The 9,586-nt window shown below is 67.7% G+C and carries 11 protein-coding genes; 8 read left to right on the top strand and 3 right to left on the bottom strand.

Annotation, left to right across the window (positions count from 1 at the left end):
* Positions 1 to 149 precede the first annotated feature (149 nt).
* Both BJ988_RS26645 and BJ988_RS26650 read left to right on the top strand, forming a co-directional pair.
* Positions 150 to 986, top strand: a complete 837-nt coding sequence (locus BJ988_RS26645; RefSeq protein WP_218861775.1) for a GH25 family lysozyme — start codon at positions 150 to 152, stop codon at positions 984 to 986.
* Between the two features lie 625 nt (positions 987 to 1,611).
* The gene (locus BJ988_RS26650) at positions 1,612 to 2,874 is read left to right on the top strand and encodes an HNH endonuclease signature motif containing protein (protein WP_179660850.1); all 1,263 of its coding nucleotides are present in this window, start codon (positions 1,612 to 1,614) and stop codon (positions 2,872 to 2,874) included.
* 368 nt (positions 2,875 to 3,242) lie between these two features.
* Here the strand turns inward: BJ988_RS26650 and BJ988_RS26655 are convergent, their stop codons facing one another.
* From BJ988_RS26655 to BJ988_RS26665, 3 genes are read right to left on the bottom strand one after another with little or no spacing between them, the layout of a single operon-like run.
* Positions 3,243 to 3,521, bottom strand: a complete 279-nt coding sequence (locus BJ988_RS26655) for a YciI family protein (RefSeq protein WP_179660851.1) — start codon at positions 3,519 to 3,521, stop codon at positions 3,243 to 3,245.
* A complete protein-coding gene (locus BJ988_RS26660; protein WP_179660852.1) occupies positions 3,521 to 4,153 on the bottom strand; it encodes an MBL fold metallo-hydrolase in 633 nt (210 codons plus the stop codon). The genes BJ988_RS26655 and BJ988_RS26660 overlap by 1 nt, the downstream gene beginning before the upstream one ends.
* Positions 4,154 to 4,210: 57 nt before the next feature.
* Positions 4,211 to 5,476, bottom strand: coding sequence for an isochorismate synthase (locus tag BJ988_RS26665; RefSeq protein WP_179660853.1), 1,266 nt, complete (start codon positions 5,474 to 5,476; stop codon positions 4,211 to 4,213).
* Between the two features lie 108 nt (positions 5,477 to 5,584).
* On the opposite strand from BJ988_RS26665, the gene BJ988_RS26670 reads away from it, so the two are divergent.
* The 6 genes from BJ988_RS26670 (at position 5,585) to BJ988_RS26695 (ending at position 9,458) form a co-directional block, all read left to right on the top strand.
* Positions 5,585 to 6,166, top strand: coding sequence for a hypothetical protein (locus BJ988_RS26670; RefSeq protein ID WP_179660854.1), 582 nt, complete (start codon positions 5,585 to 5,587; stop codon positions 6,164 to 6,166).
* Between the two features lie 37 nt (positions 6,167 to 6,203).
* Positions 6,204 to 6,893 carry a demethylmenaquinone methyltransferase gene (locus tag BJ988_RS26675; RefSeq protein WP_179660855.1) on the top strand — a complete coding sequence of 230 codons (690 nt, stop codon included), beginning with the start codon at positions 6,204 to 6,206 and terminating at the stop codon, positions 6,891 to 6,893.
* A 19-nt stretch (positions 6,894 to 6,912) separates the two neighbouring features.
* Positions 6,913 to 7,584, top strand: coding sequence for an ankyrin repeat domain-containing protein (locus tag BJ988_RS26680; protein WP_179660856.1), 672 nt, complete (start codon positions 6,913 to 6,915; stop codon positions 7,582 to 7,584).
* 62 nt (positions 7,585 to 7,646) lie between these two features.
* The gene (locus BJ988_RS26685; RefSeq protein ID WP_179660857.1) at positions 7,647 to 8,297 is read left to right on the top strand and encodes an HD domain-containing protein; all 651 of its coding nucleotides are present in this window, start codon (positions 7,647 to 7,649) and stop codon (positions 8,295 to 8,297) included.
* Between the two features lie 94 nt (positions 8,298 to 8,391).
* Positions 8,392 to 8,784, top strand: a complete 393-nt coding sequence (locus BJ988_RS26690; protein WP_179660858.1) for a hypothetical protein — start codon at positions 8,392 to 8,394, stop codon at positions 8,782 to 8,784.
* Complete coding sequence (locus BJ988_RS26695) at positions 8,739 to 9,458, top strand: hypothetical protein (protein WP_179660859.1); 720 nt, start codon at positions 8,739 to 8,741, stop codon at positions 9,456 to 9,458. Before BJ988_RS26690 ends, BJ988_RS26695 begins: the two co-directional genes overlap by 46 nt.
* Positions 9,459 to 9,586: the final 128 nt, after the last annotated feature.

The raw sequence follows: 9,586 nt of genomic DNA on the forward strand, positions 1-9,586 counted from the left end.
TGAGTAACTTGGTTACCGGAAAATAGCCCCCGGGGGACGTGGGTTGCGGGACCATGTTGTGGCCGGACGCTTCGTTCGAGCTGATGTCTGCCGATGCACTCTCCTCCTCGGGAAAGGCCTACCCCATGAGTCCTTCGCGCCGCAGATCCATGAGAGTGACCGCCGTAGCCGCCGGTCTCCTCCTTGCTGTCTCCCTCTCTCCGACCCAGTCCGCCGTCGCCGCCGAAAAAGACGACCGCCATCTCACCCAGAAGGCGAGGTCCCACGGCGTCACGTTGAAGCACGGGGCGTACGTCGGCTGGTCGACGCCCGGCTCGCACGCCAAGGGCGGTTCCCCCAGCGACACCCCGATCACCGCGCAGGCGACGGTGAGCGGCATGGACGTCTCTGGTCACCAGGGCAATGTCGACTGGGCCTACTGGTGGGGCCAGGGCAAACGGTTCGCCTACATCAAGGCGACCGAGGGCACCTACTACCGCAACAGCACCTACTTCCCGCAGCAGTACAACGGCTCCTACAGCCAGGGCTTCATCCGCGGCGCCTACCACTTCGCCAACCCGTCCGACTCCGGCGGCGCTGCCCAAGCCGACTACTTCGTCAACAACGGCGGCGGTTGGTCGGCCGACGGCAAGACCCTGCCCGGGGTGCTCGACATCGAGTACAACCCCTACAGCGGCGGCACCTGCTACGGCCTGTCGCAAGCCTCGATGCGCTCGTGGATCTCGGCCTTCCTGAGCCGCTACCGTGCCCGCACCGGCCGCGACGCGGTCATCTACACGACCACCGACTGGTGGACGACCTGCACCGGCAACACCTCGCAGTTCTCGGCTGCTCATCCTTTGTGGATCGCGCGCTATGCCTCTACGCCGGGGACTCTGCCGGCTGGGTGGGGGTACTACACCTTCTGGCAGTACACCTCTTCGCCGTTGGATCAGAACACCTTCAACGGTTCGCTGGAACGTCTTCGGGCGCTTGCGTTGGGGTGATCCTTTCTTCCCCGGGGGCGGGCTCGTCGAGACTTTCTCGCCTCTGGGGTCCTCACCGGTGGTCGAGCTTGTCGAGACCCCATCCCCGTTGGTCGAGACCCCGACCTCCGCTGGTCGAGAGCCCGACCTCCGCTGGTCGAGCCGCCGGAGCCGCTAGGCGGAGGCGTGTCGAGACCAACACAGTTCCCTGCCGGATCGTCCCACCCCGGTGGTCGAGCTTGTCGAGACCTCCCTGCCGGATCGTCCCACCCGAAGGCCGGACAGGGCCGCCGACCCGGCTTCGACGGTCTTCTCGACCTGCCCCGGAGTCAAGGACGCCCTTCGGGCGCCGGCTTCGCCGGTCGCCTTCGGCGATCCTTGACACCGGACCACGTCGAGAAAGATTTGGCTGGCTATCGGGGCGGCGGCCCGGGTATGGCGCAGCGCAATCTTGCTTCGGAACGGTGCTGTTGGAGGGGTGGGAGGGTGGCCCTTCGGGCCACTTACCATCCACAGGACCGAGGCCGTTCGCTCACCGCGAAAACAAGGTTTGACCTGCGAATATAAGTAGAATTGAGCGGTCGAAACGAGTAGAATCAGACCCACCACGACACGCCTCTACACACACCAGAGAGGAGGGGCGGCGATGAATCTCGAACCCGAGATCAACCACTGGGGCACCAACCCCGCCGATGCGATCGACGCAGAGCTCGCTGTCCTCGAATCCTCCCTCGACAACATGCTCACTAGAGACCCCGCCTACTGGCGCACCAGCCAGAAGAAAGACCGGCTGAAGCGTCTGGAGATCATTCAGGCCAAGCAAGCCGCTTTGAAGCTGCGGATCCTCGCTGCTGCCGGTGACATCGCCGAAGAGACCGGCGCGAAGGACGTCTCGGGGTGGATGCTCACCGAGCTCCTCGTCGACAAGAAGATCGGCCGCGCCGAAGTGAAACTGGCCGCGACGCTCGCGAAGTACGAGCTCGTTGCGGCCGGCCTCGCTGAAGGTGTCGTGTCCCAAGGCAAAGCCCGGGTGATCACCAAGGCCCTCGAGGCGGTCGAAGCCGACCCGGCAGCCAGTGCTGATGACCTGGCCTACGCGGAGAAGCTGTTGGTCGACTACGCCACCCGGCTGACCGCTGACGACCTCAAGAACATCGGGAAGCGGATCCTGGTCGAGGTCGACCCCGAACGGTTCGAGGCCGCCGAGGCCAAAGCGTTGCAGCGGGAGGAAGAACACGCCCAACGGCGCACGTTCTTCACCTCCCGCGCCAACGGCGACGGGACCGTAGACATCCACGCCCGGGTCTCCTACGCGGTCGGGATGAGGCTGCGCACCCTCCTGGACTCCCTGGCCCAGCCGAGGAAGCTCTCTGCCGAGGACCGGGGCCGCAAAGCACCGTATGACCGGCTGCTGGGCCAGGCCTTCGCTCGGATCGTTGAGACCTACGACGTCGACCAGCTCCCCCGACATGGTGGCCACGCGACCACGGTGTTCATCACCATGGACGTCGAGGACCTCCGCAACGACCTCGGCACCGCCGCGTTGGGGTTCGACGGTGACAAGATCACCGCTGCCGAGGCCCGCCGGATGGCCTGCAACGCCGACCTTATCCCCGTCGTGCTCGGCACAGGTTCCGAGATCCTCGACTTCGGCCGCTCCACCCGCCTCGCGCCCCCGGTCCAACACCGAGCACTCCGGCTGCGAGACAAGTGTTGCCAAGCCGAAGACTGTGATGCACCAGCGGCCTGGACCGAAGCACACCACCTGAAACCGTGGTCGGCAGGCGGGCTCACGAATCTGGCGAACATGGTGTTGTTGTGTCCCAGCGATCATCGCCGCATCCATGACCCGAACTACGACTATGAGCGTCTTCCGGATGGACGGATCCGGTTCAGCCGTCGCGTTTGATCGCTCCGGGTCCGGTGCACTCGACCTTGTGAAAAATTCACGAGGTGTCATCGTCTAGTACAGCGCCCCCACGAACCTCCCGTGGCAGGACCGGCCAACCCCGGTCCCCAAGCCCGTACCCAGCCCAGACTGGCTGCGCCACACCCCGCCGCCGACCCGATAGCCAGCCAAAATTCTCGACGGATCACGGTGTCAAGGATCGCCGCAGGCGACCGGCGAAGCCGGCGGCCGAAGGCCGTCATCTCGACAAGCTCGATACATCGCCTTGACTCCGGGATTCGGCGTGAACACCATCCATAACGGGTCGGCGGCCCCAACCCGACGAAGACGACCAGCCAACCGGCCCAGACCCCGAGACCAACGAAGACCTAGAGCCCCAACTGGTCCTTCCAGGACCCAAGGACCGGCGTCCATTCGAAGACCCGGCGCTCCTTGATCAGCCCGGCCGCAAGGAACGGGTCGCCGTCCACAGCCGTCTCGACAGTTGCGATCACGCCCTCGAAGAGGAGCAGGCCGGAGCCGTCGGAGGTGGGGCCGGAGAGCACCAAGTCGGGGCGGCCGGCCAGGAACGCCCGGTGGGCGTCGAGGTGCTCGGCGCGTACGTCGGGGAGGTCGTTGTAGGTGTAGAGGACTGCGATGAGGGCCATCAGAGGTCAGCTCCGTCCGCGAGACGTACGTAGCCGCGTTCGGCAGGGATCAGGTTGGCGGCCTGGGTGTCGAAGACGCCGGAGCCGAACTCGGAGTAGACCCGGTCGTGGATCGCGACCGTGCGGGAGGCGCCGACCTCGCGGGCGAAGTCGATCAGCTCGGCGGAGCGGGCCCACGGGGCTGAGACGGGCAGGAAGAGTACGTCGACGGTCTCACCGGGGCCGTCGAGTGCGTCGCCCGGGTGGAAGATCTTCGTGTCCCCGGCCTGGATCAGGTAGCCCGAGTTGTCGAAGTGGGGCAGGTCGGCGTGGATCACCGCGTGCTTCTCGTTGACCGCTGTGACCGGGAGGCCGACGTCGAACGACTCGCCCGGCTTCACCACCGTGGTCCGCTCGTGGACCGCGGGAGCGCTCTTCAGGATCTGCGCCGCGACCGCGCCGATGGTGTAGACCGGTGCGTCGTTGCCCTCCAAGAGGGCCGGGTTGTAGTGGTCCGGATGCTCGTGGGTGATCAACACCGCTGTCGCGCCGTCCAGCGCCTCGGGCTGGGAGAACACACCGGGGTCGACGACCACCACCGCCCCGTCGTGCTCGATCCGGACACAGGCATGGCCGAACTTCGTGATCCTCATGTCGCCGAATCTATCGCGGCGGCCCACCCGCCGGGCGCCCTCTCCGGACGGGGCTGCTCAGGAGAGCGCGTCGCGGATGGGGACGAACTTGGCCTGGGTCTCGGCCAGCTCGGTCTCCGGGTCGGAGCTGGCCACGATGCCGCAGCCGGCGAAGAGGCGGGCGGTGCGGTCGTCGATCAGCTCGGCCGAGCGCAGCGCGATGCCCCACTCGCCGTCGCCGGTGGCGTCCATCCAGCCGACCGGCCCGGCGTAGCGGGCACGTTCCATCGACTCGATCTCGGCGATGAGCGCGACGGCGTCCTCGCGCGGGGTGCCGCCGACCGCGGCCGAGGGGTGCAGCGCGGCCGCCAGATCGAGCGAGCTCACGCCGTCGCTGGCCACGCCGGTGATGTCGGTGGCCAGGTGCATCACGTTCGGAAGCTTGAGCACGAAGGGCGCCTCGGGCACGTTCATCGAGGAGCAGTGCGGCTCGAGCGCGTCGGCGACCGACCTGGCTGCGTACTCGTGCTCCTCGAGGTTCTTCGACGACTCGGCCAGCGACGCCGCGAGGGCGTGGTCGCTGGATCCCTTCGAATGGGCTTCCTCTCCGGTCGGCCAGATCGTGCCAGCGAGCACCCGGGAGGTGACCAGGCCACGCTCGCGGCGCACGAGCAGCTCTGGGGTCGCGCCGAAGAGGTCGTCGACGTGGAACGTCCAGCAGGTCGGGTACGCAGCGGCCAGCCGCCGCAGCACGGCCCGGATGTCGATCGGGGCGCTGGCCGCGGCCAGCAGGTCGCGGGCGAGGACGACCTTGTCGAGGTCGCCGTCCTGGAGCCGGGAGACGGCGTCGGCGACGATCCGCATCCAGTGCTCGCCGTCGACGTACGCGTCGGCGAAGACGACGTCGCGCGGGGCTTCCGGCGAGGGCGTCGGAGCCAGCGGAGGAGGCGGCGCGGCAGCCGGGCCGACGGTGGTCACCCAGGCGACGTCACCACGCTTGCCGACGATGACCGAAGGGATCTTGAGGACGGAGAAGCCCGGCAGGTCCGCGAAGGCGAAGGAGCCGAACCCGACGAGGCCGGTGCCGGGCTCGCCCACGGCGTCCGACACCGTGGAGACGGCGGCGAGCTCCTCGAACCACTTGGCGGCGTGCGCGAACCGCTCCGGTCCGGACGTACGGATCTCGGCGGCGGTGCCCCAGCCGACCAGGCCCTCGCCGTGGCGGACCCAGGACAGTACGCGCCGGCGCGCAGGAAGCAGCGCGAGCAGGTCTTCGAGCGTCTCCGACCCGGCGTCGAGGGCCACGGTCGTGGCTACCAGGGACTGCTGCTCCGACTCACTCACGCCCCCAGCGTATCGGCGTGGTGTCGGCGGCGACGAGTCGAAGTGATGTATGTGGCATGGACGCCCCATTTGTCATCCATCACCAGATGGGTTGTAGCGTGCGCTGGCGTGAGTACCAACAAAGAGCAGTCGTTCATCGCAGAGAACGGCATCACCCTCGGCATCATCGCCTTGGCCCTCTTCGTCGTGCTGGGCGTCGGCCTGCCACGGTGGGTTGGCGACTCCGAATCCCACTCCAGTGTGAAGATCACGCTCCCGGAGACTCTGTCGGGCGGCTACAAGCCGGCCGACAAGAAGTCCTCCTACGACCTCGACGTGATCAAGAAGCAGGGCGCGTCCGAGGAGCAGCTGGACCTGTTCATCAAGCAGAACGCCGCCAGCTCGAAGACCGAGGACCGCAACGTCTCCGACGCTCTCGGGTTCTCGATGGCCTCGCGCACCTACATCACCGACGACATGAAGAAGTCCGTGATGATCCGTGCCTTCGCAGGCGACGGCAGCGCCTACTACGGCGGTGGCGAGGTCTCCAAGGTGGGCGACAACGTCTGCTACTCCAGCGCCGACCAGCAGAGCGGTCAGACCCAGGCGACCTGCTCGCACGCCTCCAGCGATCTGACCGTCCAGGCGACCGCCGCGTCGAAGGAAGACGCGGCGAAGTACGCCGACGAGATCTTCGAGAAGCTGGCCTGAGTTCGGGCCTGACGGAGACCCGAGACAGAATCAGCCCGTGACCCGAGCAGATCTGGACAAGCAGCCCGGCGAGGTTCGTCGCATGTTCGACGCGGTGGCCAAGCGCTACGACCTCACCAACGACGTACTCTCGCTCGGCCAGGACCGACGCTGGCGACGCGAGGTCATCAAGGCCGTCGCCCCGAAGCCGAGCGAGCTCGTGCTCGACCTCGCCGCCGGCACCGGCACCTCGTCCCAGCCGTTCTTGGACGCCGGCGCCGACGTGGTCCCCACCGACTTCTCGATCGGCATGCTCCGGGTCGGCAAGGAGGCGAAGCCGCACCTGCCGTTCACGGCCGGTGACGGCACCAAGCTGCCTTACCGCGACGGGACCTTCGACGCGGTGACGATCTCGTTCGGCCTGCGCAACATCGTCGACCCCGAGGCCGGCCTGCGTGAGCTGCGCCGGGTCACCCGACCTGGCGGACGGATCGTGGTCTGCGAGTTCTCGCACCCAACCTGGAAGCCGTTCCGGACGGTCTACGTCGAATATCTGATGAGGGCGCTTCCGCCGGTCGCGCGAGCGGTGTCTTCCTCCCCGGAAGCGTACGTCTATCTCGCCGAGTCGATCCGGGCATGGCCCGACCAGGCAGGTCTCGCCGACATGCTGTCCTCAGCAGGTTGGCAGTCGCCGACGTGGACGAATCTCTCAGCCGGGATCGTCGCTCTTCATCACGCAACCGCTTGATCTCTGCGAAAGTTCAACTATGACCACGACGTTGCCATGGGACGGCATCTTGATGCCTCGCGAGGCCTACGGCCCCGCAGCGGTCAAGGCCAGGGACTCGCTCACCGATGCGGCCGCGCAGGGAGACTGGCGCCGGGCGCTCTCGCAGGTGCGCAACGACTACACCGTCGGAGTGAACACCTGGAAGATCGGCGGCGAGTCGATGTTCACGCCGCTCCACCACGCCGCCTACCTCGGTGCGCCGCGGGAGACGGTCCAGGAGCTGCTCGCGCTGGGTGGCGTCAGGTCTCTGCCCACCGCCCACGGCGAGACGCCCTACCAGCTCGCCCAGCGCCGCGGTCACGAGCACCTGCTCGACATGCTCGACCCCTACTTCCGCCCGGGCACGCCGCTCGGTGACAACCTCGATGGCGTCAACCAGCACGTGAACACGACGCTCGCCGAGCTGACCGCCGAGTTCCGAGGCGAGCACCAGCTGCGTACGTTCGACGTCCGGCTCATCTCCGAGGAGGGCGGTCCCGACGAGGCCTGGTTCACCGCTCCCGGGATGTACGGCGGCATCCGGATCGGCATGTTCTGGGGCCGCGCCCACCTGGAGTACAACTCCCGTCTGGGCGACTCCTACGCCGTCGTCGGCCCGGAGGGCTCCGCCTACGTGAGCCGCTCCAGGCGCGCCCTCCCGGCTCGCTGAGGCAGACGCCGGTGGTCGAGCCTGTCGAGACCCCACGTACGCAAGCATGCGAGGGTCGTCCCATGGCTGACGCTCACGAGGATCTGATCATCGACCTGAACCCGCTCCCCGACGAGATCGGTGGGAGGCTGCGGGCTCAGCTGGAGTTCATCGCCGAGGCCGACAAGCTGAAGACGATCCTGCGTGCCTCACCGCTGGCCGCGGCCGACCGCCGCGAGAACGACGCCGAGCACTCCTGGCACCTGGCGCTGATGGTGCTGCTGCTCGCGGAGTACGCCGACGAGCCGATCGACGTCGGGCACGCGATCAAGCTCGTGATCATCCACGACATGGTCGAGATCTACGCCGGCGACAGCCCGGTCTTCGACCCGACTGCGGTCGTCGACCAGGTCGAGCGTGAGATCGCCGCCGCAGACCGCCTCTTCACGATGCTCCCGCCTGATCAGGCGGGGGAGATCCGGGCGCTGTGGGACGAGTTCGAGGCCGCCCAGACCCCCGAGGCACGCTTCTGCAAGGCCATGGACCGCCTCGAGCCGATGCTTCTCAACTGGCTCAACCGCGGTGGCACCTGGGGCATGCCCGGTGCGACCGAGTCCCGGGTCCGTGCTCGCGAGGCCGGCGTCGTCGCCGCCTCGACCACCCTTGGTGCCGCCACCGACGCCATCGTCCGTGCGGGGCTCGCCAACGGCTGGATCCGCCCCGATCCCGACTGATCCGGGTATCCACCCCAGGTTTCTCGGCATTCCCTCCTGGGTATCCAGTACGCTGCGACGACTTTGGGGTCGGGGACGCTGAGGAGGGCCGCCCGTGGATGCGGATGTGGTGCCGGGCTCGGTGACGGACTGGACGGTCACGATCGACGATCAGCGGCGGCTCAAGCGGGCTCTGATGGGTTTGCGGGTGCGAAGCGGGGCGTACTGGCTGGTGGCACTAGGAGTGCCGGTGCTGGCGTCAGGCTTCGTCTGGCTCGGTGCACAGGATGCGTTCGGAGGGGTCGTCAGCGACACGTTCGCGATGGCGGCTGTGGTGGCAGTGGGAGTCCTCATCCTGCCTCTCAACGTGGCGATGCCGCTGGTGACCGTACGCCGTCGGGTGGAGCGTGAGCTCCCTGTCGGCGCCACGCTCACGCCTGGGCGACGGGAAGCGGATTGGGTGTGCGCACGCGCAGCCGACTCACCTTCTACCCATGGTCGCGGTTGACGAAGGTCGAGGCGGGGCCGGTGCTCGTGCGGTGCCGGCAGAAGAGCCCGAGGACGCTGACTGTCCCCGAGTACCTTCCGACCGGGCCGGACGAGGTGGCGCGGTCGATCGACTTCCCGGCTCAGCTCATCGGGCCTAAGATCAGACGCGAACTGGACGCGCGGACGGACCGGAAGCCCACGGAGATCCCGATGGCCGGGGTGCCGACCGTCCTCGACCGCGCATTGCGGTGGCGGCTCGTCCGGGCCTGGATACGGGCGCAGTTCGGCCTCGCGGCGTGGTTGCTGCCAGCAGTGATGGGCCTCAACATCGCGATGCAGCTTGCCATCGGCTCCTTCACGGGGGGTGTCTTCTTCGTGGCGCTGGCGATGCTCGGCCTACCCGTCTGGTGGCTCACCGGGGGGCGACGGATATCGGGGATCTATCCGATAGGTGCCGCCGTCACCGGCTCCGCGGGCGAGTGGCTCGAGGTTCAGGGGCCGTGGGGGAGCGTGGCCTGGCCCCCGGGATGGCTGAAACCGATCCGGATGACCAAGCACACCGTGACGTACGAGATGGTGCAGGCGCATCCCGACGGCACGCTGGCTGAGTCGACTGGCGTCGACAAGCGGATCATCGTGATCCCCCGAGCCTTCCTCGACACGCCGTCGCCGGCCGTCCGCGCCGAATCCTGACCCGCCACAACCCACCGTGGCGTGGTTGTGCAGGCGTTTGCCGCCGGATGCCGGCGTACCTCCCCGCCATGGCGGGGAAGTGCCGCGCGCCATTTCAGCAACCGACTTGCATTCCGCCACAGGAGTGG

It is taken from the genome of Nocardioides panzhihuensis (genome assembly GCF_013408335.1).
GTDB lineage: Bacteria > Actinomycetota > Actinomycetes > Propionibacteriales > Nocardioidaceae > Nocardioides > Nocardioides panzhihuensis.

Excerpts from the sequence above, each read along its gene's own strand:
- BJ988_RS26645 (WP_218861775.1), top strand. The coding sequence starts at position 150 with ATGAGAGTGACCGCCGTAGCCGCCGGTCTCCTCCTTGCTGTCTCCCTC.
- BJ988_RS26650 (WP_179660850.1), top strand. The coding sequence starts at position 1,612 with ATGAATCTCGAACCCGAGATCAACCACTGGGGCACCAACCCCGCCGAT.
- BJ988_RS26655 (WP_179660851.1), bottom strand. The coding sequence starts at position 3,521 with ATGGCCCTCATCGCAGTCCTCTACACCTACAACGACCTCCCCGACGTA.
- BJ988_RS26660 (WP_179660852.1), bottom strand. The coding sequence starts at position 4,153 with ATGAGGATCACGAAGTTCGGCCATGCCTGTGTCCGGATCGAGCACGAC.
- BJ988_RS26680 (WP_179660856.1), top strand. The coding sequence starts at position 6,913 with ATGACCACGACGTTGCCATGGGACGGCATCTTGATGCCTCGCGAGGCC.
- BJ988_RS26685 (WP_179660857.1), top strand. The coding sequence starts at position 7,647 with ATGGCTGACGCTCACGAGGATCTGATCATCGACCTGAACCCGCTCCCC.